Annotated in this window: 24 protein-coding genes; 12 read left to right on the top strand and 12 right to left on the bottom strand. The window is 40.5% G+C overall.

Going from position 1 to position 26,895, the window contains the following annotated elements; genetic code table 11:
* Window positions 1-79: 79 nt before the first annotated feature.
* From H5164_RS17480 to H5164_RS17470, 3 genes are read right to left on the bottom strand one after another with little or no spacing between them, the layout of a single operon-like run.
* Complete coding sequence (locus tag H5164_RS17480) at window positions 80-2,773, bottom strand: ATP-binding protein (RefSeq protein ID WP_182757197.1); 2,694 nt, start codon at window positions 2,771-2,773, stop codon at window positions 80-82.
* 14 nt (window positions 2,774-2,787) lie between these two features.
* Entirely contained in the window at window positions 2,788-3,561 is a 774-nt protein-coding gene (locus H5164_RS17475; RefSeq protein WP_124016965.1) for a Zn-ribbon-containing protein, read from the bottom strand.
* The gene (locus H5164_RS17470) at window positions 3,562-3,927 is read right to left on the bottom strand and encodes a hypothetical protein (protein WP_182757196.1); all 366 of its coding nucleotides are present in this window, start codon (window positions 3,925-3,927) and stop codon (window positions 3,562-3,564) included.
* Window positions 3,928-4,086: 159 nt separating this feature from the next.
* On the opposite strand from H5164_RS17470, the gene H5164_RS17465 reads away from it, so the two are divergent.
* The gene (locus H5164_RS17465) at window positions 4,087-4,470 is read left to right on the top strand and encodes a DUF3192 domain-containing protein (protein ID WP_124016967.1); all 384 of its coding nucleotides are present in this window, start codon (window positions 4,087-4,089) and stop codon (window positions 4,468-4,470) included.
* 35 nt (window positions 4,471-4,505) lie between these two features.
* Here H5164_RS17465 and H5164_RS17460 read toward each other — a convergent pair whose 3' ends face one another.
* A complete protein-coding gene (locus H5164_RS17460; protein ID WP_124016968.1) occupies window positions 4,506-4,742 on the bottom strand; it encodes a DUF2789 domain-containing protein in 237 nt (78 codons plus the stop codon).
* 177 nt (window positions 4,743-4,919) lie between these two features.
* Between H5164_RS17460 and H5164_RS17455 the strand changes: the two genes are divergently transcribed.
* The 3 genes from H5164_RS17455 to msrA all read left to right on the top strand — a co-directional run bounded on the left by H5164_RS17455 (window position 4,920) and on the right by msrA (window position 7,642).
* On the top strand, window positions 4,920-5,549 hold the full coding sequence (locus H5164_RS17455) for a GNAT family N-acetyltransferase (RefSeq protein WP_182757195.1): 630 nt from the start codon (window positions 4,920-4,922) through the stop codon (window positions 5,547-5,549).
* 69 nt (window positions 5,550-5,618) lie between these two features.
* Window positions 5,619-5,936 (top strand): DUF962 domain-containing protein, encoded by a 318-nt coding sequence (locus tag H5164_RS17450; protein WP_182757194.1) that lies wholly within the window; start codon window positions 5,619-5,621, stop codon window positions 5,934-5,936.
* Window positions 5,937-7,048: 1,112 nt separating this feature from the next.
* Window positions 7,049-7,642, top strand: coding sequence for a peptide-methionine (S)-S-oxide reductase MsrA (gene msrA, locus H5164_RS17445; protein ID WP_182698039.1), 594 nt, complete (start codon window positions 7,049-7,051; stop codon window positions 7,640-7,642).
* 536 nt (window positions 7,643-8,178) lie between these two features.
* On the opposite strand, the gene H5164_RS17440 is transcribed toward msrA, so the two are convergent.
* A complete protein-coding gene (locus H5164_RS17440) occupies window positions 8,179-8,808 on the bottom strand; it encodes a heme-binding beta-barrel domain-containing protein (protein ID WP_124016972.1) in 630 nt (209 codons plus the stop codon).
* Between the two features lie 264 nt (window positions 8,809-9,072).
* Here H5164_RS17440 and H5164_RS17435 point away from each other — a divergent pair, with 264 nt between their 5' ends.
* Window positions 9,073-9,600, top strand: a complete 528-nt coding sequence (locus tag H5164_RS17435; protein ID WP_124016973.1) for a LuxR C-terminal-related transcriptional regulator — start codon at window positions 9,073-9,075, stop codon at window positions 9,598-9,600.
* Window positions 9,601-9,963: 363 nt separating this feature from the next.
* Here H5164_RS17435 and focA read toward each other — a convergent pair whose 3' ends face one another.
* The gene (focA, locus tag H5164_RS17430) at window positions 9,964-11,544 is read right to left on the bottom strand and encodes a formate transporter FocA (protein ID WP_182757192.1); all 1,581 of its coding nucleotides are present in this window, start codon (window positions 11,542-11,544) and stop codon (window positions 9,964-9,966) included.
* 1,477 nt (window positions 11,545-13,021) lie between these two features.
* Here focA and H5164_RS17425 point away from each other — a divergent pair.
* A complete protein-coding gene (locus H5164_RS17425) occupies window positions 13,022-13,663 on the top strand; it encodes a hypothetical protein (RefSeq protein WP_182757191.1) in 642 nt (213 codons plus the stop codon).
* A 119-nt stretch (window positions 13,664-13,782) separates the two neighbouring features.
* Here the strand turns inward: H5164_RS17425 and H5164_RS17420 are convergent, their stop codons facing one another.
* The gene (locus tag H5164_RS17420) at window positions 13,783-14,169 is read right to left on the bottom strand and encodes a DUF3301 domain-containing protein (protein ID WP_124016976.1); all 387 of its coding nucleotides are present in this window, start codon (window positions 14,167-14,169) and stop codon (window positions 13,783-13,785) included.
* Entirely contained in the window at window positions 14,166-15,179 is a 1,014-nt protein-coding gene (locus H5164_RS17415) for a DUF3549 family protein (RefSeq protein WP_182698042.1), read from the bottom strand. The genes H5164_RS17420 and H5164_RS17415 overlap by 4 nt, the downstream gene beginning before the upstream one ends.
* A 49-nt stretch (window positions 15,180-15,228) precedes the next feature.
* Between H5164_RS17415 and H5164_RS17410 the strand changes: the two genes are divergently transcribed.
* Together H5164_RS17410 and truC are read left to right on the top strand one after the other, a co-directional pair.
* Window positions 15,229-15,591, top strand: coding sequence for a YqcC family protein (locus H5164_RS17410; protein WP_124016978.1), 363 nt, complete (start codon window positions 15,229-15,231; stop codon window positions 15,589-15,591).
* A gap of 172 nt (window positions 15,592-15,763) precedes the next feature.
* Window positions 15,764-16,564, top strand: coding sequence for a tRNA pseudouridine(65) synthase TruC (truC, locus tag H5164_RS17405; RefSeq protein ID WP_404716461.1), 801 nt, complete (start codon window positions 15,764-15,766; stop codon window positions 16,562-16,564).
* A 17-nt stretch (window positions 16,565-16,581) separates the two neighbouring features.
* On the opposite strand, the gene H5164_RS17400 is transcribed toward truC, so the two are convergent.
* The gene (locus tag H5164_RS17400) at window positions 16,582-16,743 is read right to left on the bottom strand and encodes a hypothetical protein (protein ID WP_165870116.1); all 162 of its coding nucleotides are present in this window, start codon (window positions 16,741-16,743) and stop codon (window positions 16,582-16,584) included.
* Window positions 16,744-16,914: 171 nt separating this feature from the next.
* Here H5164_RS17400 and H5164_RS17395 point away from each other — a divergent pair, with 171 nt between their 5' ends.
* The 4 genes from H5164_RS17395 to H5164_RS17380 all read left to right on the top strand — a co-directional run bounded on the left by H5164_RS17395 (window position 16,915) and on the right by H5164_RS17380 (window position 22,120).
* Window positions 16,915-17,379 carry a flavodoxin gene (locus tag H5164_RS17395; RefSeq protein ID WP_182757190.1) on the top strand — a complete coding sequence of 155 codons (465 nt, stop codon included), beginning with the start codon at window positions 16,915-16,917 and terminating at the stop codon, window positions 17,377-17,379.
* Window positions 17,331-18,809 carry a PTS transporter subunit EIIC gene (locus H5164_RS17390; RefSeq protein WP_182757189.1) on the top strand — a complete coding sequence of 493 codons (1,479 nt, stop codon included), beginning with the start codon at window positions 17,331-17,333 and terminating at the stop codon, window positions 18,807-18,809. Before H5164_RS17395 ends, H5164_RS17390 begins: the two co-directional genes overlap by 49 nt.
* Window positions 18,810-18,986: 177 nt before the next feature.
* Window positions 18,987-19,859, top strand: a complete 873-nt coding sequence (gene purU, locus H5164_RS17385) for a formyltetrahydrofolate deformylase (RefSeq protein WP_124016981.1) — start codon at window positions 18,987-18,989, stop codon at window positions 19,857-19,859.
* A gap of 362 nt (window positions 19,860-20,221) precedes the next feature.
* Complete coding sequence (locus tag H5164_RS17380) at window positions 20,222-22,120, top strand: HD domain-containing phosphohydrolase (RefSeq protein ID WP_182757188.1); 1,899 nt, start codon at window positions 20,222-20,224, stop codon at window positions 22,118-22,120.
* A gap of 167 nt (window positions 22,121-22,287) precedes the next feature.
* On the opposite strand, the gene dapD is transcribed toward H5164_RS17380, so the two are convergent.
* From dapD to map, 3 genes are read right to left on the bottom strand one after another with little or no spacing between them, the layout of a single operon-like run.
* Window positions 22,288-23,112 carry a 2,3,4,5-tetrahydropyridine-2,6-dicarboxylate N-succinyltransferase gene (dapD, locus tag H5164_RS17375; RefSeq protein ID WP_124016983.1) on the bottom strand — a complete coding sequence of 275 codons (825 nt, stop codon included), beginning with the start codon at window positions 23,110-23,112 and terminating at the stop codon, window positions 22,288-22,290.
* A 53-nt stretch (window positions 23,113-23,165) separates the two neighbouring features.
* Window positions 23,166-25,739 (bottom strand): bifunctional uridylyltransferase/uridylyl-removing protein GlnD, encoded by a 2,574-nt coding sequence (gene glnD / locus H5164_RS17370; protein ID WP_182698047.1) that lies wholly within the window; start codon window positions 25,737-25,739, stop codon window positions 23,166-23,168.
* A gap of 23 nt (window positions 25,740-25,762) precedes the next feature.
* On the bottom strand, window positions 25,763-26,560 hold the full coding sequence (gene map, locus H5164_RS17365; RefSeq protein WP_124016985.1) for a type I methionyl aminopeptidase: 798 nt from the start codon (window positions 26,558-26,560) through the stop codon (window positions 25,763-25,765).
* Window positions 26,561-26,895 lie beyond the last annotated feature (335 nt).

The raw sequence follows: 26,895 nt of genomic DNA, 5'->3' as shown, positions 1-26,895 counted from the left end.
AATGCTCTTTTGAGTGTTTCAATACTTAATGCATCCACAGTGGTTAATCCTATGAATCATCCCCGCTTAGCTTTTCTTATCATGGTAATAACAGCGTAGACTTTATTTTATCAATACATGCTTGCTTATCGACAATCCACAGACCATAGCTTAATGGCAATATTTCAACTCCTGCTCTTTCAAATAACCTGTAGGTTGTTAGTTCGAAAAAATTAGCCCATGGTCCAGGAAAGCCAATAAGATCGATGGCAAGGTACTTGTCAGCATAACGACATAAAATATCTATTTCTGTGCCAACAATGGCATAACCCGGCCATGTTTCTATTTGTTGCTCTTGTAATGCTGCAATGATTTGTTGTTGAAATGCGTCTATTTCTGAGGTGACGCTATGCTCGGCATGAAAAGTGGTCATTGATGCTATATAGCGCCGCAGTAGATTATTTTCTGGCAATTGTGAGTCATCAATTGACAGGTATAACGACTGTTTTTGACGTGCTCTGGTAATGGTGACATTAAATACATCGGCCTTGTTTAGGTAGGCTGCTGCATGTTTACTGTTATTATCAATTGCAAACGAAATCAACATAATATCTCGTTCTTCACCTTGAAAACCAAACGGCGTAGCAGCGCGAATACTGTGTTTAATGATATCGGCTTGAGGAATATGTTGTTCAATCAGTGCGGCAATCTGTTCTGCTTGAGCGCTGAAAGGTGAGATGACTCCGATACTGTGGGCTATGCCAGTGTTATTGTCGGTTGTTATTTGAGCTTGAATATCAGCTAGGATGCATTGTGCTTCTTGATGATTTACGCCGGATGTGTCGCGGATCCCCTCTAGTCGATGAAGGTGCAAATGGCCTGAGCTAGTACAAGGTCGGTGTTGCATGACTTTTAATCTTGAATGATAAAAAGACTGATTACTAAAATGGATGAGTTCAGGTTTACTTCTAAAATGTTCATCTAGAAAGGCCAGCTCTTTATCGGTGTTTAAGGTTTTTAGGGCTAAATCTAAGATAGAATTATCTCGATAACTGATGGCGCTCTGGTTGTTTTCAGGCACGTTGTTTTTGCTTAATAATTGATTCTGCTTAGCTCTAGCTAAAAATGAATAGTGTTTTAATTGTTTGGTATCGCCAACAATCAGTGCTCGTTTTGCACGATATAAGGCCGGTAAACAACTGCTAATATTGCATTGCGTGGCTTCATCAATAATCACTAAGTCAAACATTTCACTGTTAAGTGGTAATACTTTGTGCAGGCTATTTAAGCTCACCAACCAGATGGGAAATGCAGCAAATAACTTGGCATATTCAATCTTCGCAAACTGGGCGAGTTGTTTACTGGAGGTTCGACTGCGTATTGCTTGGTTAAATGCTTGAAGATACTTTCGGTATTGGCTGACTAATGTTTTTAAGTTGTTTTTTTTAAGTGTATTGAGATAGTCAGAAGCAAGCGTTTCACGTTCAATGGTGCGTTTGTTAATGGTATCTAATGCATGCCATTGATGGTGCCATTGGTTTATTGATCCTTGAATAAAAAACAGATAAGCGCGCTTTAACCACTTCGATTGTTGTAACTCAAGTTGGTGCAACCGCAAGCCTCGGCTGATGGCTTTTTGGCTGAAAGCCATAAAACGATGTTCTAATTTACCTAGCAATCGATTTAGCTGGTTAATTTCTTGTTCATTTGCTTTGGGGCTGTTGTCCAAGTCATCTGCAAAGTAACCGGCTAACAAATCAGCGGTATAGTCTTTTAGCTGCTTTAAAAAGGCTTTTTGTCCGGCCTTAATTGAAACATCGCCTAAGGTAAAGTTACTCGCCAATTTGTCTGCAATAACATCAAGGGCTACTTCATTATTGGCCACAATTAACACCGACTCTCCGCGAGCCATATGTTCCGCTGCAACGGCAGCGATAGTATAGCTTTTACCTGTGCCGGGTGGGCCAGACACACAACCTAGACTGTTGTTAGCGGCGATAGCGATGACTTTCTTTTGTGGGCCTGATAATAGTCCAGGCAAAAAGTCGTACTTGAGCTTCGCAGGTTTGGAAACCTTGTTCGACTTTGCCATTGTATGGTTAAAGAGCTTACCGATAGGGGCTGATAGCTGATTAGCATTGATGATAGTGTCTAATTCGTGAAGTACGCCGCGGCTACTTTTTGATCTTTCAACACAAATTAACATGGAAATGGGTAATAAGCTGGGGATCTTTTTTGTCAGCGCTTTTTTGATGTCACTGTATTGAGCAAGCTTCGGATATTGGAGTAATTCAAGCGAGCTTATTTCAATATGATTATTACTAAAATATGAGGTCCAAAATGATGCGGAGCGAGTATCTTCAGAAAAAAGCGATTCTGCTAGCGCATTATCATCTGGGAGTAATTGTTGCAGTAAGGCTTCATTGATTTCAGTTTCATCGGCTTGGGTAGAAAAATAGCAATTACCATTATCCTGCTCAATGGTGGCTTCGCTAAAGAGCAAAGGCGATACTACCGTTTTAAGCTCGCCTTTTATGGTGACTTTGCCGACAAACAAGAACCGTGCATACAGTAATACTCTTTCTCTTTCATACATTGCTACCCGTTTTAACATTGGGGCGGCAAATTCTTCGGGGATAGGTAGCCGAGGTAAAAAACCTGTGCCTAGTTCATCTTTACCTTGAAGAATTAAACGGTCTTCTTGCTTAAGCTTATTGACGTTCCAAAGATTAATGGAGGCACTATCTTCCTTGTAGCAATCTCGGTAATAAGAAATAATTTGTTTGTAACTCAATGAAGTAATTCCATTTACTGATGGTCCCAAGATATATTAGACACTATGCGGCATGGCTCGCAGCGAAAGTGAAACATGTCTAACAAAGGCTGTTCAAGTTTCCAATGATGTGAACCACAACGTGGGCAAGCTCGGTTTAATTCGCTTTCTAACGACTCACCACCGACACGATACAGATAATAGTAAGTTGGTATTTGCGTTAAAAACTCTATTCTGCCACGTAAATCCCAACCTCGTCTAAACAGGTCGCTGTCTACTCGAGTGATTTCATCTAATGCGGCAAATTCAGCTTTAGTGGCAGCCGCCATTTGTAGCTCATCACATGCTTGCCATTCTGTTTGCCATTTTATAATGCGTTTATGATCGCCATTGAAGGTCGCAGGTAATTGATACAGGGGGATTGGCAGGAGATTATCGCCATTACGTAGCGGTGAGCACATATGAACATAACTGGTATACAACACCTGCCATGATGGTGTCTCTGTGCTGCTAACTTCAGAGTTAATGTCTTGGCCGATGAACTTTTCTCTAGGAGCCAATAGTTTGGCCGCGGTTAATCCGGCTAAAGTGACCTTTACCCACGGGCTATGATAACGATTTGCCAGGCTGGTTTTTTCGGGTAACAACAGGCGAACTCTAAATTCACCGTCATTAAAAGCGACGGCAAACTCCCTGCCTAAAATTTGTCCATTCGCCCTTAGGGCTTCAAGAAAAGCGTTGATGGCTTTTTCTACGGTATCAATTGTTGTGTCGGCAAAACATTCAAAGCGCAGTTCAGTAACAAACATCTATTGGTCTGCCTTATTAACAATGATATTGCTTTGAATGGCATTGTCTTGTAATTGATTTTCTAGCTGTTCGACTCGCTTAGTGAGCAGTGTGACGTGTTGTTGCAGACTCATGACCTGCTGAATAACATCGGTAAGATCCACGTTATTATCTGCAGGTTGGTCAGTCACAGCGGCAATATCGGCTAATTCTGGTATGTGTTGCCACTCGGATTTTGGCAACGCCTTAAACTGTTGTAAACCTTGGATTAGGGTAGGCATTGGGATGCTATTTCCTAAACGGCTTTTAATCAGTGCCAAACAGGGAGTATTTCCATTGTTAGCAATCGATTTAGCCGCGGCAAGTACTTGCTCAATTGGACTCATTGTTGGTTAAATTCCTTAATTCGATGGTGTGAGATTAACTAATTCTTATTAAATATAAAAATAAAGGCATACAAATCAGTGTTTTATTTTTTGGCACGATTCTGGCTTAAAGGAACTGTAAATACAATGCGGATTTTATTTTAACAAAAAGGATGCAACATGAAATTAAAACTTATCACAGCAGGATTAATTATCGCCACATCAGTAGGGCTAAGTGGTTGTGTTATCAGTGTCGGTGATCATGAATCGGCTAAAAGTGCTGACTATTGGCAAGTTCAACAAGATAAGAATCGTGAACTGTTGAGCAAACTGTCTATGGGGATGACGAGTGATCAAGTGATAACTCTAATGGGCACCGCCGATTTCAGCGAAGCTTATATTAAGCCGACTGAAAACCAAGGGGAACAGTCTATCAAGGTCATGTTTTACCGAACGCAATGGGCGCAAGGCGATGGTAAAACAACCAAAGATGAATGCACGCCCATTGTGTTTCGCGATGATGTTTTAGTCGGTTGGGGTAACACCGCCTACAAACAAATCTGATGAGATAATGGCGCTGTTATAAGGTCAAAAATTAATTACATTTCAGCGCGCATCATTACGTCCAATTGGTCAATCACTTCTGACCATTGGGCGTCTTCTCGTAATGCCTCTTTTAAAAATGCTTTTTGGCCTGGATTCCAGCAATCTGCATCGGTTATTAACGTATGCTTAGCAAGCTTATTTTGCATAACAAAGTCATCGATACCCACTTGATCATGCGGTAAACCTAGTTGCATAAATAAATGGCTAAGATCATTTGATGTAGTGTCCATTTAAAGGATTCCTTGTAATGGTGTGGTAAACAAATTCAGTATCAGTGTTGATGAGGTAAATAGCAAACAACTGACAATGACAACCGCGAACAGGCTAAATGCGTAAACAAAACTTGTAGAATGTTTCAAACTTGTTAAGTTAGATTGAGTTTAGAGAGTCAATAACAAGGAATAAAAATGGACAATCACACCTTGGAAACTATTCGCGCAGTGTATTTGACCGCAGAAGACCTGAGAGTCGCAGCTTCCATTCTCTACAACGCATATCATGATGACCCCTATTTTATTGACGTGCTTGCTCAAGATGATGAACAACAATATGAGCAAAAGCTTCGGGCAGCCATCCGTGAAGAGTTAAATGAGTTATGGCAACAAGAACAAGCTTTAATCGGTTTATTTGATGGTGAGCGCTTAATCGGAATTGCGTGTGTCATTTCTCATCTCATTCCTCTGGGTGAGGGACGATATTGGCACTGGCGTTTCAAAATGATGCTGGGTACCGGATGGAAATCGACCCAAGGATTAATGCAAAAAGAAACCTGCATTCTTGAACATCTACCTTCTCAAAAGTGTGGTGTTTTACAATTTATTGCTATATCACCAAATGAGCAGCAAAAAGGTTATGGGGCTAAGTTAATTCAAGCGGTATTGAGTTGGTGTGATGAACAACCTGATCTCGATGGAGTAGGCGTGTTTGTTAGTAATTCATCACATCATCGGGCTTTGGTAACACAAGGGTTTAGCAGTATTGCTAACGTTAGCATCGGTAATATAGAAGGTGAAATTCTGTTTTACAGTAAAGTGTAACGCCAGCGAAAAATAATTGAATACTCATCGGGCCATATCATTTGCGGATTATCAATTAAGGAGTGAATAGTGGAACCTAAACGTTACTCTTCATTTACAGAATTTTACCCATTTTATCTGTCGCAACATCAAAACCCTATTTGTCGAAGGCTGCATTATATTGGCAGTGGCATTATTTTGGTTATTATTGTGAATACCTTGATTAATCAGCATTGGTGGCAATTATTGTGGCTGCCCGTTGTGGGTTATGGCTTTGCATGGTTAGGGCATTTTCTATTTGAAAAAAATAGGCCTGCTACATTCACTTATCCGCTTTATAGTTTGTGGGCTGATTGGGTCATGTTTGGGCAGATGATAATGCGCCTGTGGCGAAAATCAATCCGATAGTAATAACCTGCTCATGCTTTTGTAAGCCATATCCTACAAGCATGTAAGGGATCTTATCTAAAGTTGTCAGCGTTTAACGTTATTAATTATATTTAATATATAAAAATCATAGCATTACATGTTTTTTCTTGAGTGTTGGTATGTTAAGCATCTATTTCAATGATGTTGAGTGACTTTTCATCGAGCTGGTTTTGATTAGAATGTAGTTATCGAAAGCGAGTTATTTGTTGGTTTTCTTAGGATGAGAAATAAGACAATTAATGCTTAAGAATATCATGGATGTTATTAGGACACGCTCACGGATTGAGCATAAGCTCGGCAAATGGATAGCCGAATCAAGGATGAGTGAAAACAGTCATGCTGTTGACACAAGGATAACAAGGATAGGGCTGCAGGATGCAGCATGGATAGATTCAACGGATTGAATAGATTTACCGCTCAGTCAATGGATAGGCTGTTCAAAGGAGTGACACTCATGGGTTTGTTTGTATTACACAAATAGACAAGGAAATGAGAACAGGGAAAAGGACTGCAGGAAGCATGTTTACATGGATGGTGTGCAGGGAGCAAATATTCAGCAGGATGCTGACAAAAGTGTTAACGGGCACAACCTTATAACTTAAGGTTGTGCCTTTTTGCATCTAAAACTCATATTTGAACCGCTGCGGAATTCTATGATCGGACTGGGTTGATGATGTGCTAGGTTAACTGGCTTTAGCTTATCTAAATCGCTAATCTCAATATTCATAATAAGTCCTATCGATATCGTTCAGTTTTCGCGATGTTTTTATAATCCTGTGATGTAATTGAACACTTATTTGAACGATTATCTCGTCATCTTTGTGACACTAATGTTCGCCAATATGACCCAATATCGTACTGAATCTACTAATGCCTATATTGATACTCTCAATTTATCCCGAGGGCATGCTCAAGCATGTCATTGATACTCTGAAAATGCTGATGATTATCTCAATGACCTTTTGTATAAATAACAAACTCAATGTAATAGTGACAGCTTTCTGCCATAGTGAACCTTCATATTATTAACTTCGTAGTGCACATATGTTTGATGCAAGCAGGCCATCATCTCGAAAAATAAGGAGGGTGTTATGAAAAGTACATTAATGCTAACAATATTGGCAGCAAGCTTATTGTCCTATGCTTCTAACGCCACTGCAGATAAGACCATTTTAGCCGGAGGATGTTTTTGGTGTATGGAGTCCGATTTTGAAAAGCTTGATGGTGTTAGCGATGTGATATCAGGGTTTACTGGTGGAAGCTTAAAAGATCCCACCTATAACGGTAACCATGCAGGTCATTTTGAAGCGGTACAGATAACCTATGATCCTAATAAAGTGAGCTACAAAGAGTTATTAGATTATTACTGGGTAAATATTGATCCCTTTGATGCAAGAGGGCAGTTCTGTGACAAAGGTACTAGCTATTTAAGCGCAATTTTTGTGGCAAACGATAAAGAAAGGCAAATTGCCGAACAGTCTAAAAGCGATATTGAAAAACAATTTCCTAACCAGAAAGTGGTTACGCCAATTTTAGCATCGAGTGTTTTTTACCCTATCAAAGGCGATGAAAGTTACCATCAAGATTACTATAAGAACAATCCTATTCGCTACCATGCTTATCGCTGGAATTGCGGTCGTGACCAAAGGTTAGAGGAAATTTGGGGAGATAAAGCGACACATTAATCAGGTTGTTTGGCAAAGCACATATGAGATTGAAAGTAAATCAGCTATTCACTGCTTATATTTAGAATAAAGTAACGATTTTTAGTGGGTATTGGTTGATGTTAATGCCGTAAAAATTGTAACTATTAAATAAAGTGGATTATTTGACTGTGGCTATTGAGACGATTAATTATTTGAAAATCAATAACCATTAGTCACAAGTTGATTTACCCCATTTGCAACTGTTTCCTTTATCAGGATCAGAGCTTTATTGTGTTCGGCGGTCGATGATTGTTTAGCTTATTTTGGCGATAACCTGCTCTGTTTATTTGTTTAATTCCGCTATCAAAAAATATAGTTTGGAGTAATAGGCGGACATCAACTGATTTAAGCCGTTAATAAACCAAGTTTATGACTGATGCCCTTTATGCCTAGATTGCCCATGCGTTGCTGATGCCTTCTCGTTATCTGAGTAGAATGACGCTGTTATTTGCAGCGTCTAATCAATAACCTACTCTTTGCCATTGTTTTATTTAAGCGCGAGAAGTCGTATTAACTTACTCATTCACTTTTTCTAACGTCGCAGCATCGGTATGAGAGAAATCTTTACCGTAGATATTGAGTTTGGTGGTTTGTGAGTAGGACAGGGTTTTTTCACCAATTTCCATTGTCATAGAGAATCCTTGGGTCGTCGCATTTTCGGTCATATATGTCGATTCACCTATACCTCTACTTGGCGCTGTCAGGGTCATTTTTTTGCCTGCTTTTCCTTCTGCGATCACACATACCGCTCTTGGCACACAGTATGAGTTATATACCATTTGATTCTTTTGGTCGTAAATCATATAACCACGCTGATCATGAAACTTGGCATCGTCTCTTTGTCTAAACACCTCTAGCTTGTAATAGATAGCGACCAGAGATTGATCACTGGCATTAACAGCGTCGGCAGCGGCTTCATATGTTCTTATTTCATAGAAAGCTTCTACAGCTGTGCCACCTTCACCAACATTTGACCCTGTTCTTCCAGGTGCGATGTCAACGCCGGGACTAACCGTTTTCCACGATCCAATTAACGGCTGAAGTGGACCAAAATCAACATTTTGAGCTACAGCTTGCCCAGTAAAAGATAATGAAAGGGCGATTGATGTCAGAATGATTGCGGGTAGATAGTTAAGATTTTTCATCGATGTTTCCATTTATATTATTAACAGCAAGTGTCGATTGGGATCCGTTAGGCTTGAGTCAATATGCACAGATGAACTCAAGTCATCATCACCTCAGGTAACGCCGATGATAGGCCTGGTTGAATCATTGTTATATGGGCGTAATGTCCCGAGCTCTGTTTCTGTATAAAAATAAGGGTTAATTTTCAGTACGTAGGACATATGTCGCATACCCAAAAAAGCAATGAGTGAGACAATTAACAAGGAACTAATTTTAGGGAAGTAATGATGCACTATATTCGAAATGTGATGATTGACGCTGGAAAGTTAAAATTTCTGACTATGCTATTTTTTTTGATCGTTATCATCACCAGTATTTCGGATTTTTTTGCCGATATGGGGCGGGGGGCTAATATATTGCATATATTACAAGAAGCTACAGTTTCTGTTTTTTCGCTATCTTTACTGTTGATGTTGCTATGGAATGCGAAAGTGACCACACGAAGAAACGCACAGTTGCTCAAAGAGCGTGATCAAGCGATCATTTACTCAATGCAGGCATCGAAAGAATTGATAAGTGCCAAGCGACATTTTGGCGAGGAAATAGTGAAACAATTTTCTAGATGGGGGTTAACTGATAGCGAGTCTGACATTGCTTTGTTTACTCTCAAGGGATATAGCGCTAAGGAAATCGCTAATTTTAGAAACGCTTCAGATAAAACCGTACGCAATCAGTTAACGAGTGTATATAAAAAATCTGCGACTACGAGTAAAGTTAGCTTTATTGCTTGGTTCATGGAAGGCTCGTTGTAACGCTCTATATCTCAAAATCTCTCAATACGAATGTTTGTTTAATGGGACTTGAATGTGAAAAGAAATATAACGCTAGCTTCACTTTGGTGAATAATCTAGTGTGATGAATTTGTCAGCCTTGGTTGTATAAATGACAATCAATATGGTTTATCGATGTTGTTGATGAATAATTAGCTTAATCGGCTGACAAACTGTTTCGCACTGTTATAGACAGCATTACCCTGCGCATAAATCTAGAGAGTCAATCTTATATAGGAACAAGTTAACGATATTGTTAACTTGTTCCTGGTGATATCAGCTTAAGCAAAGTGTTTGTGAGTTGACTATGAAATCAGTATTTGCATCGGCATTGTGTCTTCGGGATTATGCTACTGATTGCTGTTCAACCGGATGGGTAATGCCATCGTGCTCTGGACTATAAAGCTTAGCGAACATTTGCATGAAGGTTTCACGACGAATAACCCCACATAAACGACCGTTTTCAACAACTGGATAAGTACTTGGTACTGTTGCAGATGCATCACGCAGACGTTCTTCATAGCTTTGATAGCCACCGCTAATGTACATACCTGAATCTGTCACAGGGAATAGTTTGTTTTTATCAACCACCATAAACTCTAGCAATTGAACAATTTTCTCTGTTGGTGCGACAGTGAGCATTTTAGTTTGCATAATATCTTTGACTGAAATAGGCAATGTAGATGCAAACTCCTCAGACCAAAGTGAGCGCATAAGATCTTGCTCTGATACAAAGCCTAATAGCTGATTATCTTTATCGATCACAGGTGCACTGCGGACATTATTTTTTGCTAGCAGGGTAAGCGCTTGATAAATACTTGTATCAACTGAAAGAGTGGTCGGTTTAGTGTCCATTAGTTCACTGACAATAAGTTTTTGGATTTTATTTTTCATGGCTAAGTCCTCTTGACTTGGTTGATATTGAGTTTGTTGAGCAATACTTGAATCTTGGTACTTTTTTGAAATTTGCATCGGAGTTTTTGTGATGGTGCTAATGTGTCGTGATGCGGCTTCGCCAGGGACTTTCATCGCGGTATTATCTATCCAGTAATAACCAAGACCCACAAACACAGCACCACCGACTATATTGCCCAGCGTTACCGGAATAAGGTTGTTAAATAGGAAGTTACTTAAGGTAAGGTCTGCAAAAGTTTGTCGCATTACTCCCAATGCACTGAAGTATTCATTTCCAGCAAAGTGTTGAATGGCAATACCCAGTGGCACCATGAATAAGTTGGCAATGCTATGTTCAAAACCGCTGGAGACGAACATAGCAACTGGTAATATGAGCAGTAACGATTTAGCTAAAGCATCTTTGCAGCTAAAGGTCATCCACACACCTAGGCAAACTAACAAATTACACAGTATCCCAAGAGCAAAAGCCTGGCTCCAATCATGGTGGATCTTGTGTTGTGAAACATGCAGTGCATTAAGTCCCCATTGATTACTGTCCATTGCGTACATTTTTGACATCATTACCAGTAGCAGTATCAACATCGCGCCACATAGGTTGCCTAAATAGACGCGCGTCCAACAGCCCAGTAATTGTTTGGTCGAGACCCGTTTTTGTGCCCAAGCAATCGCACTCAATACCGTGCTGGTAAACAGTTCTCCACCCAGAACAACTACGAGAATGAGTCCTAAGCTAAAAGCGATACCACCACTAAATCTGACTAAGCCCCATGAATCCGCTGATGAACCAGTCGTTACCGTAAGATAAAATACAAATGCCAGAGCAATGAAGGCGCCTGCAAATACAGATAGACCAAATGACTGCCCAAAGTGCTTAGTGACTTTAGCGTGTCCATATTCCGCAGCCTTTTCAAAAGGGCTGATTACAATATGTTCATCTACCACGCAGAAATGGTTTTTTTGCTTGGCTGTTAATAAGTATGGGTTCGCCTCTGGGGCGTGATCCTCCCTCATGATGTCTTCCGTAATGTGTTACGGACTCCAAATCGAGGTGGACTTAAATATGCTATATACATCGATAACTCCTTGAATGTGTTTATTGTGTCGTTAGTGCAAATTTAAATTACACAATAAATCGCATAAATAATATTGAGACTTTTTTAAGCAAGCTATCAATTAAATTGATAGCTTGCTTGTCGTTGATGATCGTACTTTTTTAGCCGTTTTAGGCTGATTGGAACCGCTTTTTGTCCTTTACATATGACACGCTGTGCCATTATGGGGAGCAGGCCGTATGGTCTTTTAAGCCTTGCTATACACAAAAAATAAAAATTGATAGTGAGTATCAATTTACTCGGGGCGAGAATGATGTCATTGGGCTTTAAGATTATTTAGGTAGTAAAACTGTCACCGTTCAACATACAAACAGCCCATATAAGCAAAATCTAAATAGGATGTTAAAATTTAGATTTTAATCCACTCATGCTTAAAACCTATTTATTGGGATTGGCTAATATTGCTCATAAATTGGCATGAACCAGTGTCAGTGTGGTTATTTATGTATAGAACTATTCGGGTGTTATCTGCGAGTCTTGAAATGAAGCTATTTGGGTAAAATGACCATAAAAGCGAGTTGAGGCGAGTATTCGTGCTATTTACTCAGAATAAATGTTTAATTAGTGTTAAACGTTAACCTGGTGTTTACCTTTTTAGCCTGCATTTTTGTGAGATATATCTCACAAAGCATGTGAGATGAATCACCTAATTAATGGTGATTATTTCTTTTTTAAATCTAAGTTTATGATTTTGTTATAAAGTTTATTTTTCATTATCCGCGGGATATTTTAATCATTTAGAGGTACCTGTTTAGGTTGAGGTAAATGAACTATTATTTATCTCGTACCTAGGAAGGGGACATTACAAGGTAGTAAATAGGTCTAGGAAGACCATGACTGTACGGACATAACGGACGATATTAAGTTTCAGGATGAAACGCTAAGCTTGCTCAATGGACGCACTAGCGGATTAAGCAGGTTTTATAACATTATCAGGATGATAATGTGCAGTGGATGCAAGATGCTACGCAAATGATTTGCGACAGGATATGTTAAGAATTTCATGGATGATATAAGGACACGCTCAGGATGGAGCAGGCTCGGTAAAAGGATAATCGAGTAAGATGGAAAGTACTTAATTGTACAAGGAACATCAAGGATTGAACAAGGACATAGCAGGAAGCAAGCGATACGCATGGATGGTGCAGGGAGCACATTTATAGCTGGAAAGCTTAACAAGAGATCAAGAGGCCGCGGCAGTTAATGTCGCGGCCTTTCTTTTGTGTTTTTTTCGCTATAATCGGAACTTATCTTGGTAATGTTGTCAAATTGTAAACAGTTGATGTGAGTTTAGTATAAGAGGGAATAGTATGAATGTGTTTACGTTGGCTTTAGTGGTCAGTATTGCTTTTACGTGTTACAAAGCTAATGCCTAGGTGACTCCTGAGGAGTTGCAATGGGTTGAGCAGGCATTAAGTGAGATTAACCATAACACCGATGATGCAAATGTACGTTGGCAATATGTTCAGCATACTGTTATGCCTGACTTAACACGAGTTGAACGATTTGATGCTTCACAGCCTGAAATGCAGCGATGGACCTTGGTGTCTGAAAATGGTGAAAAACCTGATAAAAAGCGCAAAGACAAATATCAGCAACATCAACAAGATCTTAAAGAGGATAAAGATGAGAACAGCCATGAGTTAGCATTTTCTGATCTTATTGATTTAACCACACTTGTTTTGGTGGCTGAAGATGAAACGAGTGTAGCGTTTAAATTTGTTCCTAATATTGAAGAACTTGATAATGCTGCTCTTACTGGAATGCTTTATTTAGATAAAGCATCCAAACAGCTGAAAAAAATTCTGATCAGTAATACCGATGATCTGAATCCGGCATTTTCAGTCACCTTGACAAAATTTGAATTAGAATTAGGGTTTGCTGTGTTCGAAGGTTTAGCGATGCCAGAACATACATCAACCACCATCGAAGGAACGGCGGCAATTTTCAAATCGCTTGATAGTATCCAAACGGTGACTTATCACGATTATAAAATGATTAACAAACCTCAAGCTTAATGCTGGTAAGAGCAATGCTATTAACAAATAGATGAACAGTAATGTTTAGTTCTCGGGCATTGAACAACAATAAAACGCTATCTTGCTCAAGAGTGCAAAATAGCGTCAAGTTAACCTCATTAATGGCATTTGCCTGAATCGCAACTTTTACTGCTGCCGCATCCGCCAAATTTACCACTGGCCATAGGGGCATCCATCCATTCTGGCTCCGGGAAAATAGGCCATTCAATCTTAGTCGCACGATTACCATGCATCATGATGTGTCCACGATATTGGTTTAAACCGTCGGTGCTAAATTCGAACATAAAAGTTGCTTTCCAACAAATGCCTGTCGTGCCACCAATACTCGGACGAGCCGATTCCATTGCAATGGCGAGCAATTGTACGTTCTGTTTTTTACACGACTGCTCTACGACAGTTCGGCTAAGTTCGGCCATTTGTCTTAATTGCCAAAAAAAAGCGCCAACAACAATTAAAGCAACAAATATTAAAAAATCACTCATCATAGGCTGGTTGCCCTAAATAATCCGCCGATAGCGGTCGCTAGTTGAATGCTTCTGTCTGGATGCCTTAAGTCAGCTAATAATCCCGGACGCAAGCTGGGTATTGCCACGATATCAGCAAATACTTGATTAAAGAAGTGCTGCGGCTGCTTTGCAAGTGCTTCTAAATAGTGTTTACGAGTGTCATCATCTTTTAGGGCTAACCAGTTACGAGCCGCAATGGTGATTAAGGTGTTTTCATCCAGAGCTTGCTGGTCATTTAACTGATTAATCGCTGCCATGCTGTAGTGCACATTGGACGCTAATGCCGCTAAATACATGACCTTTAGATGATCTTCAGCTTGTTGTAGTTGACTAAACAAGTGTTCAGCAAGGCGCTTATCAAGATTAATGTGCTCCAAACTTTGGCAAAGTGCAGCTTTTACTTCAATAGGAGCATTATCAAGGGCGTTGATTATGTCATCAAGATGATTAAATTGGTGTGCGCGAACGCAAAGATCTGCTAAACCTTGAACACCCAGTTGTGGCCATGTGTCATGCGCTGCTTGCCCAGACAAATACTGTGCGGCAAATTCGTATTGACTCGATGCCGGTTGATTAAGCTGAAGCCTCACTAAGGCATTAAATAATGCCAGTTTATGTTGATTTGGCTTAAAGCTAAATGGATGATTGGCTAATTGCTCTTGCTGTTCATCAGTTAATGCTTGGGTTGGGTTACGACCCAAGGCCTCTAAAATCATTTTAATAAACTGAGTTCGCGGCGCAGGTGATAATAAACCTTGCTCATCTAAAGGTAATTTTACAAACCAGATATAGGGTAATTGTGCTTGTTGCCAAAATACGATTGCAAACTGCGCATGGCCTTGAATGGGATAAGGATACGGCGCCAATAAAGAGTCAATTTGCTGAAAGGCTAACATATCGATATGTTGCACTCGGCGACCTAAATCGTATATTTGGAATTGAGTATTTGCGGTCGTCAGAAACTGGCTTAGGGTAGTTATCTCGGTCATGGGTGTTGTCACTAAATCACATATGTTGGATGGGTATTCAATGCGCTAAATGATATCATATTCCGACTTAGCCTTGATGTTGTCGTTCACTTTTATGCTTTATTTAACCAGCCAAAATCATTTAATTAAATTAGAACAATTGCTTAAGGAGTTTCAGCTGTGGTCTGATATTTTACCTCCTGTATCAGCAATGACCAGTACGGCACCATTTTGCTGTGATGTAATGGCATTTGAGCAATGGTTGCAGTTTATTTTTATTCCAAAGATGACCGAGCTTGTTGTACAACGACATCCTTTGCCAAGCAATATGGCGTTAGCCCCTATGGCTGAGCACGTATGGCAAAGTAAGCCCCATGGTGAGGTGATGATTGCCCAGTTACGGCAATTTGATATATTGCTCAGCCAGCGTTAAGCGAACAATAAACGTCAGCCACATTAATCCTATATACCCTATGCCAACAAAGCTTGACCCAATAGGCTTAGCCCAATACAAAATAAGTAAAGTGATAAAGATGACAAAAGATAACGATGCTGAATACTCATTGGATAATGATGATTTATTTGGGCAAATAAGCTCTGATGACATGAATTATAGTGCTGAAGACACTGACTTAGACGACGTACAGCCTCCTCATGTCGAGATATTATTTGAAGACGAGCATATTGTTGCAATACATAAACCCGCAGGTTTATTAGTTCATCGCAGTTATTTAGCTCGAAGAGAGCGTTTTTTTGCGATGCAGATGACCCGTGATTTAGTGGGTTGTCATGTGTTTCCAGTGCATCGCTTAGACCGTCCGACATCTGGCGTATTGCTGTTTGCTAAATCGAGTGAGGTGGCTCGGGCATTATGTGAGCAATTTGCCGATCACAGTATTAAGAAGCAATACTTAGCCATTATTCGTGGCAATATGCACGAGTCTGGCAGGTTAGATTATGCCCTGAAACAAGAATTTGATGATTTGGGGGACAAGCATGTCGATCCCAATAAAGCAGCACAACAAGCGGTAACGGATTACCAACCACTATTGAATGCTGAAATCCCCTTTAGCTCAGGTCGTTATCCTTCTAGCCGTTTCGGATTAGTAAGATTAAGTCCTCATACTGGGCGTAAGCATCAATTACGCCGTCATATGGCGCATTTACGTCATCCCATCATTGGTGATACTACCCATGGTGATGGTAAACAAAATAAGTTTTTTCGTGAGCATTTCGGTATTAATCGTTTATGGTTGATAGCAAAAAGTTTGCAGTTTACCCATCCGGTGACACAGCAACCGATGCACATAGAAACTGAGTTAGAAGCAGAATGGCTAGATATTTTCGCTGCATTTGGCTGGGATGATGATCAATTATCATCTATGCCAAGTATGTTACTCAGTTAACACCCTAAGACGCTGATTTATTCTATGTGATCGGCAATCGCTTTTTTGAGCTTTTCGAACTCAGCAATAGGGGGAATAAGCTTATGATTTTGTTGTTCAATATGAAAATAGTAATTACGGCGTATGTGGGCAGATTTATGCTGGAGTTTGAGTTTTCGCTTTCGGCTCACTTGTCGCATGGTCTAGATTCCATTGTGGCGTTATTTCACTTTGAGCCAACCTGCTTTGACCCTATTGATTTAACCTTAGCAGCATAAAGACACTTGCGAGAGACTAAAAGAATACAGTAAGGTAAGTCATTAACACTCAAGGTATTTTACATAGTATTTAATTTAAGGGGAAAGTATACCATGAAAATGGTCAATATTGTTTTTGGTACCGTTTATGGTAGTGCACAATTTACTGCTGAAACAGTGACTAAGGAGATTGCAAAATTAGGTTTTACCGCTAAACTTTGGCAACCTAATGAATTATTAGGTTTTGTGCCACCACAGAATGAGCTATTAATAGTCGTATCGTCCACTACTGGACAAGGTGATTTACCTGAAGATATTGCGCCTTGGTTTAATGAACTTAAATCCGATGCACCGTATCTGCCCTCATTGCAATACAGCCTTATTGGCTTAGGTGATTCAAGCTACGAAACCTATTGTGGTGCGATAAAACAATTTGATGAATTATTTACTGAATTAGGTGCAAAACCCCTGACTGAACGGTTAGAGATCGATGCCTGTGAAACGATGGAACCCGAAACAGAAGCTAAAACATGGATAGCCACTTGGCACAGCACCGTTATATCGGTAAACGTAGCGTAAGTTTTATTACGCAACAATGGTTTAAATTTGCCCAGCGTCTTAGTCAAGCTCTGCTGATTCCAATTGCTATTTTACCTGCTGCTGGGGTGATGTTAGGGTTAACGTTTAATCCGCTGCCATTTATCCCAACAGAATTAAATACTGTCTTGTCTGCAGTCGGTAACTTAGTGTTTACCATGATGCCATTGTTGTTTAGCGTCGCAGTAGCCATTGGATTTTGCCGTGATCAAGGTATTGCTGCTTTTTCTGCAGTCTTTGGTTTTGGGGTGTTTTTATCTACCATGGGGGCCCTCACAGATATTTATGGCCTGGTTTCGCGGCCATTGTGGGGGATGCAAACCATTGATACTGGCATCGCTGGCGGTATGTTAGTTGGTGCGATCACTTGTTTAGCGGTAAACATTAGTCATCATGTTAAATTACCAGCTATTTTTTCATTTTTTGAAGGTCGCCGCAGTGCGCCCATCATTGTTATTCCTCTCTCTATGGCGTTGGCTTATCTTTTAATCCATGTATGGCCACCGTTATCTCGTATTATCGAACATCTTTCTGATTGGTCCGTGTATCAAGATCCTGCTATTGCTTTTGGGGTCTACGGTACGGTTGAACGTTTATTAATTCCGCTTGGGTTACATCATATTTGGAATGCGCCATTTTATCTTGAAATAGGCCAATACATTAACCAAGGTACAGTAGTGCGAGGTGAGGTGGCTCGCTATCTCGCTGGTGACCCATTAGCTGGAAATCTCGCTGGCGGCTATTTGATAAAAATGTGGGGCTTACCTGCTGCCGCATTAGCTATCTGGCGTTGTGCTGATAAAGCTGAGCGCAACAGAGTGGCAGGTATTATGTTATCCGCTGCCACGGCCAGCTGGCTAACTGGGGTGACCGAGCCGATTGAATTTGCCTTTATGTTTGTTGCGCCTATCTTATTTATTGTCCATGCATTACTCACTGGTATTGCCTATAGCGTGTGCATTTTGCTCGACATTCATCACAGTATTGTGTTTTCTCATGGATTGGTGGATTTTACGTTATTGTTTTCTCGCTCTGCCAATACGCATTGGATTGTAGTGTTAGGTCCGCTTACTGCTGTGATCTATTACGCTATTTTTAGGGCCAGCATTTTAGCATTTAACTTAAAAACCCCAGGGCGAATAGAACAAAGCGATATACCCGCAAAACCCAAAGAGAGCTTAAGAGCGATGATTTCGGCATTAGGTGGGCGCGATAATATAGTTGAAATTAACGCTTGTTTAACCCGCTTACGTATTAGTGTTAACCAAGCGCATTTAATTGATAAAGCCAGACTGATGCGCTTGGGCGCTAAAGGCGTGGTGGTAATGGGTAAAGGTGTTCAAGTTGTCTATGGGACTAAGGCGGAAACACTGCGTAAATTACTGCAAAAATATTTAGATTCTCGACGCTAACGATAGCCGTTATATGTAGTTGTGTTTAATTTTGGCTTAATTTGGCGGCCATTTTTTAGAACATGAGATTAAAAAGTAGATAATTTTCATTTTATGAAAATTTATCACTAAAAACCTCACCCAAAAATCTTTTTAAATGGCACACTGTTGAACAGTCTTTAAAGAGGAGTTGTACGCGTGAGCCAACAAGATCATACCATTATTAACCCACCTGTTTTACAGCGAAAAGTGCTGATAACCGATTGTGCCGATGCCCAAGGCTTGATTGCCAAAATTACCAGTGTATGTTTCGCTCATCAATTAAACATTATTAAAAACACCGAATTTGTAGACCACACACAAGGGCGCTTTTTTATGCGCGCAGAACTTGAAGGTCAGTTTGATGATGAACGTCTATTAAGTGAGTTACGCGCGGTATTGCCTACCCAGAATCGGATGAAATTGGTCGATATGGGTAAAAAACGTATTGTGATCATGGTGACAAAAGAAGCCCATTGTTTAGGCGATATTTTGATGAAATCCTATTATGGCGGCTTAGACGTTGAGATTGCTGCTGTAGTGGGGAATTATGATGTGCTGCAGCCATTGACTGAAAAATTTGATATTCCATTTCATTATGTTAGCCACGAAGGGTTAAATCGTCAGGAACATGAGCAGGCGATGTTGGCGGTAATTCAGCCTTATGAGACTGACTTTTTAGTGTTGGCTAAATATATGCGAGTGTTAACGCCTGAATTTGTGTCAGCATTTCCAGATAAGATTATTAACATTCATCATTCATTTTTGCCGGCTTTTATTGGAGCATCTCCGTACAAGCAGGCTTGGGATCGCGGCGTCAAAATTATTGGTGCAACAGCACACTTTGTGAATAATCTTTTAGATGAAGGGCCGATTATCAAACAAGATGTGATTTCAGTTGATCATAGTTACAGTGCTGAAGAGTTAGCACATAACGGTCGTGATGTTGAAAAAAGCGTATTAAGCAAAGCGCTACAATTAGTATTAAATGAACAAGTTGTGGTGTACGGTAATAAAACGGTAGTCTTTTAACGTCGTTATTTATCGGTCATATACTACAAAAAAGCGCCCAAGTAAGGCGTTACATAAACTGTGTAGCCTTACTTGAGTGTTGGTCTTACAGAGCGGAATATGGATGTTGCAGTTATTCAGTTTAAGCGAGTAACACGCTTTGAACTAGTCAAAGATAATCGTTAGGATTGTTTGATATTATCAATGGTATGCTGTCGTAATTCCTGTCGCTATTGTATCTATTTGGTGTTGAAGGGCGATACGCTATTTAAACAATATGCGTCATAGCGTAAGGTCAATTTTAGGGAGACATATTGAAATCCTCGACCTCGCTAAGTTAAACCACTTCCTATGCCGATTGAAAATATTAAATAGGGCCCACCATGCTACACAAAGCTGACTTATTCTTAAAACCATCTGAATTGCCTAAAACAGCCAAACTGTGTTGGGGTATTTTTAATGACAGGCTTGAGTTAATTAAGCTGAGTGAGCCATTGTATAAATTAGTCAATAAACCTATAGCGGCTATTTTAAAACAACCGCTTTCGCATGCCTTTTCCGCTCTTACATTAGACAACATCGATTTTAACAATCGCCATATCGATCATGTTATCAATTTTGTTGATGATAAAGGCAATGCACTTCAAGCTACCATGACTCCTATAGAAGAAAGTGATCAGCATTGGTGTATAACGGTGATTGTAATCGAGTTAGACAAAGCGTGGTTGTCACAGCTCCATCCTGATTATCATCAAGCGATACTTTCAAGTGATGATTGGCTTAATCAAATAGAAGAAGTCATTAATGCTCGTCCTGATTTGGTATTTACCACTGCGATAAACCAAGGCTTGTCGTTAACCCATTCTAAAGTGGGTTACTTACACAAATTTGATGAAAAAAAGAATCAAATCGTTAGCACTGCGTGGAATGAAGCGGTAGCTGATTATTTTACACTCTCCAAGGGCCAAGAGTATAAAGCCAATTCTGGTATTTGGGCCGAAACCATTCGTACTGGCAAACCCGTTATTCATAATGATTTAACTGTGTTGTCTAAAAATAACACCCAAGAAAATGGCTTTTTTGCCTTTAAAAACCATTTATGCGTCCCTATTCATTATCGCAAAAAATTAGTCGGTATTATTGGGGTGGGTAATCGGGACACCACCTATACCCAAGTTGATGCAAAATCCTTGAGTATTTTTGCTACAATTTTATGGCACTGTATCGAATTACCTCGCACCATGAAGGCCGTCTCTCGGCAGTCGAGCATCATTAAAATCCAAAAAGAAAAGATGACCTCGATTTTAGTCCAACTTATAGGGGCTATTTCCGAGGCGCTAGAGCTTAAAGATGCTTACACCGCAGGGCATCAAAAGTCAGTGGCACAATTAAGTTATCTTATTGGTGAGAAAATGAGTTTACCTCCAGATCGTTTAGAAGGACTTAAACTGGGCTCATTGATCCATGATATTGGTAAATTGGCCATCCCTAGTCAGATCCTGTCTAAAACATCAAAACTGAGTGATGCTGAATTTGGCTTGGTTAAACAGCATCCCGAGCAAGGGGCGCTGATTGTTAGTGAAGTCGATTTCCCATGGCCGATCAAACAAATGATCCTCCAGCATCATGAACGTTTAGATGGCTCTGGTTACCCTAAAGGATTAAAAGCTGATGATATTATACTTGAGGCTAAGATCATTGCCGTAGCCGACGTTGCCGAATCAATACTTAGCCATCGACCTTATCGCCCCGCCCTTGGCATGGCAGTGCTAACCCAAGATTTACTAAAGGGCAGAGGTAAAATATACGATGAGGTTGTTGTTGATGCATGCTTGGATATTTTAGCGAGTAAAGACTTTAAAGACGCGGGAGTCGTGAGCGGTTTGCTATTAGCTCCGGTTGTATTTCTTGAGGAGTACCATACTCTTGAGCATGCAGAAGCAATGATGAAAAAGGCTAAAATGGATGTGGCTGTGGTACTGTCAGAACAACATCGTACGCCCATTGGTGTCATCGATAACAATACCTTGGCATTTTGGCACAGCCCTTTTTTAGATACCGCAGCAGAGCGCGCAGTGGATAGAAGCCTGCTTAATAAGCGTGTGCATCAGGTAATGATGCATAAGGTCGATATGATATCTGACAGTACGATTTTGAATGATGCCAAACTCATGATGGAAACAACCAATGCAAACTATTTGATTGTTCACAATGACAAGCATCAGGTTATCGGTATGCTCACCTGGAAAATATTAGCTAATGCATTATTGGTTAACGCCTAATACGCCGATGCATTAGCTTATTATAGATTTAATTAATCTAGGTTATTGATGAGAGTCGATGCTTTCTGTCAATTTGACTGGTTAAGTGAATTTGTTCAGTAATTATTATCAACGCAATAAAAAAGGCTCCTAGGAGCCTTTTATCTATTTATCGCTGTTGAGCAAGATTAATCAACAATACGTAATAGTTCATTAATACCCACTTTACCACGGGTTTTAGCATCGACTTTTTTAACAATAATGGCTGCATATAAACTGTATGTGCCGCAAGCTGATGGTAAATTACCTGATACTACAACCGAACCTGCTGGCACTCGACCATAATGTACTTCACCGGTTTCACGGTCGAAAATCCGTGTGCTTTGGCCAATGTAAACGCCCATTGAAATCACACTGCCTTCTTCAACCACCACACCCTCAACGATTTCGCTGCGAGCTCCAATAAAGCAGTTATCTTCAATAATGGTTGGTCCGGCTTGTAATGGCTCTAATACACCACCAATACCCACACCACCTGATAGATGAACGTTCTTACCTATCTGCGCACACGAACCTACCGTTGCCCATGTATCAACCATAGTGCCTTCATCAACATAGGCACCTAAGTTAACGTAAGATGGCATTAATACGGTATTTTTACCGATAAATGACCCTTTACGAACGGTGGCTGGTGGCACAACGCGAATACCTTCAGCTTGAAAACGAGCTTGATCATAATCGGCAAATTTTTGTGGGACTTTGTCGAAATACTTAGTGTCGCCACCTTCAATCACGCCATTATCAAAAATGCGGAAAGACAGTAGCACCGCTTTTTTAAGCCATTGATGCACATGCCATTCGCCATCAATTTTCTCTGCAACACGTGCTTGGCCTTTATCGAGCATACTGATCACTGTCTCCACATCGGCGCGAACACTAGGTTCAACACTTGAAGGTGAGATGTCTTGACGTGTTTCGAATGCTGCTTCAATGCGTTGGCGTAAAGCCTCCATTGTTTTCTCCCGGTATTAAATGATTAGTAGCGTAAAAATTAAGGTTAAAAAAATTAGTTAGATGATTTTAGCGCCAGTGTAAGCGCATCAGATAATTGTTGCTGCTGTTGCTCATCTAGGGCTGTCGCATTTTGGTTTTGTAAAATAAAGAAGTCTTCTGCACGTTCACCGATAGTGGTAATTTTTGCCGCTAACAGTGTAACGTTACAACGATAAAAGGTATCACCGACTTTGGCCAGCAGACCTGGCGTATCTAAGGTAATTAATTCCATCATACTTGTACCATGGCGGGCACTGGGTAAGAAACTCACATGAGTCGCAACATTAAAAGGTTTCATGATCCGCGCTAATTTTCTAAATTTTGGTAATTTAGGGTTTTCACTGGCTAGGGCTTTTTCGAGCGCCTTGCGGATACTTTGAATGCGAGATAATTGCACAATAGGTTCGCCATCTTGTTCTAAAATAACAAAGGTGTCGAGTGCATAATTATCTTTTGATGTCATGATGTTGGCGTCATGAACATTAATGTTTTTATTGTCTAAAACGGTCATTACAGTAGCAAAAAGTTTTGGTTTATCTTTACTGTAGACGAACAGTTCAGTGCCACCACGAGTAGTATGTTTTGACATTAACACTAATGGATCATCGTGATGATGTTTTAAAATCGCTTCTGCATGCCAAGCAACTTGGGTTGGTTGATGACGTAAAAAATACTCCGATTTAAACCGTGACCACAGCGTATCCATGTCTTTTTCTTTCAACCCGCGGCGGATAAGTTCTTTTTTCGCTTTGGCTTGGATCTCTTGTACTCGCGCTTTTACGTCGATAGGTTTTTCTTTGCCCCGAGCTAATACCCGTTGGGTGGCAAAATACAAATCCCGCAGCAATGAACCTTTCCAATTATTCCACGTTTTTTCATTGGTGGCGCAAATGTCGGCAACGGTAAGGCAGTACAAATAACTTAAATGCGCGGCATCGCGTACTTTTTCAGCAAACAGTGCTATGACCTCTGGATCTGAAATATCTCTTCGTTGCGCAGTGATCGACATTACCAGATGATTTTCAACTAACCATGCCACCAAACGTCCGTCGTGATCATTCATGCCATGCAATTTGCAAAAATCGATTGCATCTTTGGAGCCCAGTTTACTGTGATCACCGCCGCGGCCTTTGGCGATATCATGAAAAATGGCCCCGAGTACCAATAAGCCTTTTTTCGGTAATTGATTAATTAAGATGGCGCCCAGTGGGAATTCATCTTTTTGTTCTGCTTGTGAGAAACGTTCAATATTGAGCAGTAATCTGTGGGTGTGCTCATCAACGGTATAGGCATGAAATAAATCAAACTGCATCTGGCCTTCAATTTTGCGCCAAGCAGGTAGGTAAGACGATAAAATGCCGTGTCGATGCATTAATGAAAATGCCGCTATGCCGCGAGGATGTTTTAAGATCTCCATAAACACTTTACGACAGGCAGGGTTTTCTTGTAACGGTGTCGTTAACGCTCTACGGGCATTGCGTAATAACCTGAGAGTGGGCGCGTAGATTTCTTGAATATTAGAGTTTTTAGCCACCAACAGAAATAAGCGTAATATCTCTTCGTTGTGGAGACTAAATAAATCATCATTCAATACTTCGATGTAACGCCCGCGACGTTGGTAAACATCGCTAATAGGCTGTATCTCAAGCGCTTTTGTATGGCCCAAAGTCGCGCGCTTAAACAATTGCAACAGCATTTGATTGAGCTCCATCACGCGGCGCACCGTGCGATAATAGCGTTTCATCATTTGCTCAACAGCTAATTGAGTGGCATCTTCGTAACCTAATAAACTGGCTATTTGGCGTTGCAAGTCGAAGAGTAGGCGGTTTTCGTTGCGATTAGCTGTGATGTGCAGGGCAAAGCGAATTTCCCACAGAAAATTTTGGCACTCAATGAGTTCGGCTAACTCTGCCGGTGACAAAAAATCGTATTCGACCAGTTCTTCTAATGTCGCCGCGTCAAAGTGGCGCATCGCGACCCAGGCTATGGTCTGAATATCGCGTAATCCGCCAGGGCAGGTTTTGATGTTAGGTTCTAAATCAAAGGCACTGGCTTTGCTGTGGCGTGCCGATTGTTCGTCTTTTTTGGCGTTATAAAAGTCATATGAGGGCCAAAAGTCTTGTTGACGAATGGCGTCATATAATACGTCAAACAGAAATTCACTGCCGGTAAGCAATCTGGCTTCAATCAGATTCGTGGCAATGGTGATGTCTGACTTACCTTGTTCAATGGTTTGCGCTATGGTGCGAACACTGTGGCCTATTTCAAGCCCTGTATCCCAAAGGTAGGTAATAAATTGACTCAGCAGAGTTTCAGTTTCTGGCGATAATGGTTCATCGTCGACCAAAAACAGTAAGTCTACGTCTGAATGAGGGTGCAGCTCGCCGCGACCATAACCGCCAACAGCAACCAAGGCAATGTGGCCATTATTGAGGCCAAAATCTTGCCAAGTTTGTATGAGTAAAGCATCAACAAATTGACTACGGTGTTTAACAATATCAGCAATTGGGTGTTTTGCAGTGTACTGCTCAACTAAGCGCTGGTTTAGGTCAATTAATGTGTTTTTGGCGGCCAGCGCAGTATTCATTGATGTCCTTACTCTTTTAATTTTTAGTGATTAATAATACGAGGAAAGTCTTCTTCTTCACGCAAAGTTAACACTTCTACACCAGTTTGGGTCACTAAAAGCGTGTGTTCCCACTGTGCCGAATTTTTACTATCTGAGGTGGTGACGGTCCAATTATCACTTTTATTCAATACGGTGGTATGACGACCCGCATTGATCATCGGTTCAATCGTAAAGCACATCCCTGGTCTTAGCACGGTTTTATCATTATTTTTATAATGAACAACTTGAGGCTCTTCGTGGAATCCTGTGCCAATACCATGACCACAATAATCTTGCACGATGGAATACTTATCAAGCCCTGTTTTGCTTGTTTTGATGAATTTTTCGATAGTCGTGCCAATTTCGCCTAATTTTAACCCAGGGCGCACTTTGCGAATGGCTAAATATAAGCTTTCTTGGGCAATGCGACTTAAACGTTTGTCTTTTGCTGACACTTCACCAATCAGAAACATTTTAGAGGTATCACCATGATAACCGTCTTTAATAACCGTAATATCGAGGTTAATCATGTCGCCTTCTTTTAACACATAGTCAGAAGGAATACCGTGGCAAACGACTTCGTTTACCGAGGTACAAATAGACTTTGGAAATCCGTGATAATTCAGTGGTGCAGAGATAGCACCTTGCTCTTCGGTATATTTAGCACAAATGTCATTTAATTCATTTGTGGTGACTCCAGCCTTAACATATGGAGCGACTATTTCTAAGACTTGCGCTGCTAATTTACCCGCTGCGCGCATTTTTTCTATTTCGTCTGCATTTTTGATCACTATACTCATGAAAACTCTCTATCTTTTGACGGTCAAAATAGGCATGTTTTATCCAAGGATTTTACGGCAAAAATTTGTATTTACTTGCCGTTTATGGTATAAAGCGCGCCGTTATGTGTAAGTTCGTTGTTGTACGGTTCGAGTAAATATAATGTCAATCGACGCTTTTTAAGCGAGATGTACATCATGTTCGGCAAATCGTAAAATATGGCGGCTATTATACATGGCAATTAACTTAAATACTAAATCACACACGTATCGACACATTTTTCGGGGTGCTTTCTCATTCTTAACGGAAGTTAGAAAGTCGAAAACATGGGATGCGTGGAGGTCTAACCCCTTAC

Source organism: Shewanella sp. SG41-3, assembly GCF_014164545.1.
GTDB lineage: Bacteria > Pseudomonadota > Gammaproteobacteria > Enterobacterales > Shewanellaceae > Shewanella > Shewanella vesiculosa.
The sequence above is the reverse complement of the archived record's forward strand: the minus strand, read 5'-3'. Positions and strand labels throughout refer to the sequence as shown.

What these genes read in the sequence shown, in the direction of transcription:
- glnD (WP_182698047.1), bottom strand. Translation starts at nt 25,739, where the DNA reads ATGAATACTGCGCTGGCCGCCAAAAACACATTAATTGACCTAAACCAG.
- H5164_RS17455 (WP_182757195.1), top strand. Translation starts at nt 4,920, where the DNA reads ATGGACAATCACACCTTGGAAACTATTCGCGCAGTGTATTTGACCGCA.
- map (WP_124016985.1), bottom strand. Translation starts at nt 26,560, where the DNA reads ATGAGTATAGTGATCAAAAATGCAGACGAAATAGAAAAAATGCGCGCA.
- H5164_RS17380 (WP_182757188.1), top strand. Translation starts at nt 20,222, where the DNA reads ATGCTACACAAAGCTGACTTATTCTTAAAACCATCTGAATTGCCTAAA.
- H5164_RS17460 (WP_124016968.1), bottom strand. Translation starts at nt 4,742, where the DNA reads ATGGACACTACATCAAATGATCTTAGCCATTTATTTATGCAACTAGGT.
- dapD (WP_124016983.1), bottom strand. Translation starts at nt 23,112, where the DNA reads ATGGAGGCTTTACGCCAACGCATTGAAGCAGCATTCGAAACACGTCAA.
- truC (WP_404716461.1), top strand. Translation starts at nt 15,764, where the DNA reads ATGAATTATAGTGCTGAAGACACTGACTTAGACGACGTACAGCCTCCT.
- focA (WP_182757192.1), bottom strand. Translation starts at nt 11,544, where the DNA reads ATGAGGGAGGATCACGCCCCAGAGGCGAACCCATACTTATTAACAGCC.
- H5164_RS17420 (WP_124016976.1), bottom strand. Translation starts at nt 14,169, where the DNA reads ATGATGAGTGATTTTTTAATATTTGTTGCTTTAATTGTTGTTGGCGCT.
- H5164_RS17470 (WP_182757196.1), bottom strand. Translation starts at nt 3,927, where the DNA reads ATGAGTCCAATTGAGCAAGTACTTGCCGCGGCTAAATCGATTGCTAAC.
- H5164_RS17465 (WP_124016967.1), top strand. Translation starts at nt 4,087, where the DNA reads ATGAAATTAAAACTTATCACAGCAGGATTAATTATCGCCACATCAGTA.
- msrA (WP_182698039.1), top strand. Translation starts at nt 7,049, where the DNA reads ATGAAAAGTACATTAATGCTAACAATATTGGCAGCAAGCTTATTGTCC.
- H5164_RS17440 (WP_124016972.1), bottom strand. Translation starts at nt 8,808, where the DNA reads ATGAAAAATCTTAACTATCTACCCGCAATCATTCTGACATCAATCGCC.
- H5164_RS17390 (WP_182757189.1), top strand. Translation starts at nt 17,331, where the DNA reads ATGGATAGCCACTTGGCACAGCACCGTTATATCGGTAAACGTAGCGTA.
- H5164_RS17415 (WP_182698042.1), bottom strand. Translation starts at nt 15,179, where the DNA reads ATGACCGAGATAACTACCCTAAGCCAGTTTCTGACGACCGCAAATACT.
- H5164_RS17475 (WP_124016965.1), bottom strand. Translation starts at nt 3,561, where the DNA reads ATGTTTGTTACTGAACTGCGCTTTGAATGTTTTGCCGACACAACAATT.
- H5164_RS17410 (WP_124016978.1), top strand. Translation starts at nt 15,229, where the DNA reads ATGATATCATATTCCGACTTAGCCTTGATGTTGTCGTTCACTTTTATG.
- H5164_RS17395 (WP_182757190.1), top strand. Translation starts at nt 16,915, where the DNA reads ATGAAAATGGTCAATATTGTTTTTGGTACCGTTTATGGTAGTGCACAA.
- H5164_RS17400 (WP_165870116.1), bottom strand. Translation starts at nt 16,743, where the DNA reads ATGCGACAAGTGAGCCGAAAGCGAAAACTCAAACTCCAGCATAAATCT.
- H5164_RS17435 (WP_124016973.1), top strand. Translation starts at nt 9,073, where the DNA reads ATGATGCACTATATTCGAAATGTGATGATTGACGCTGGAAAGTTAAAA.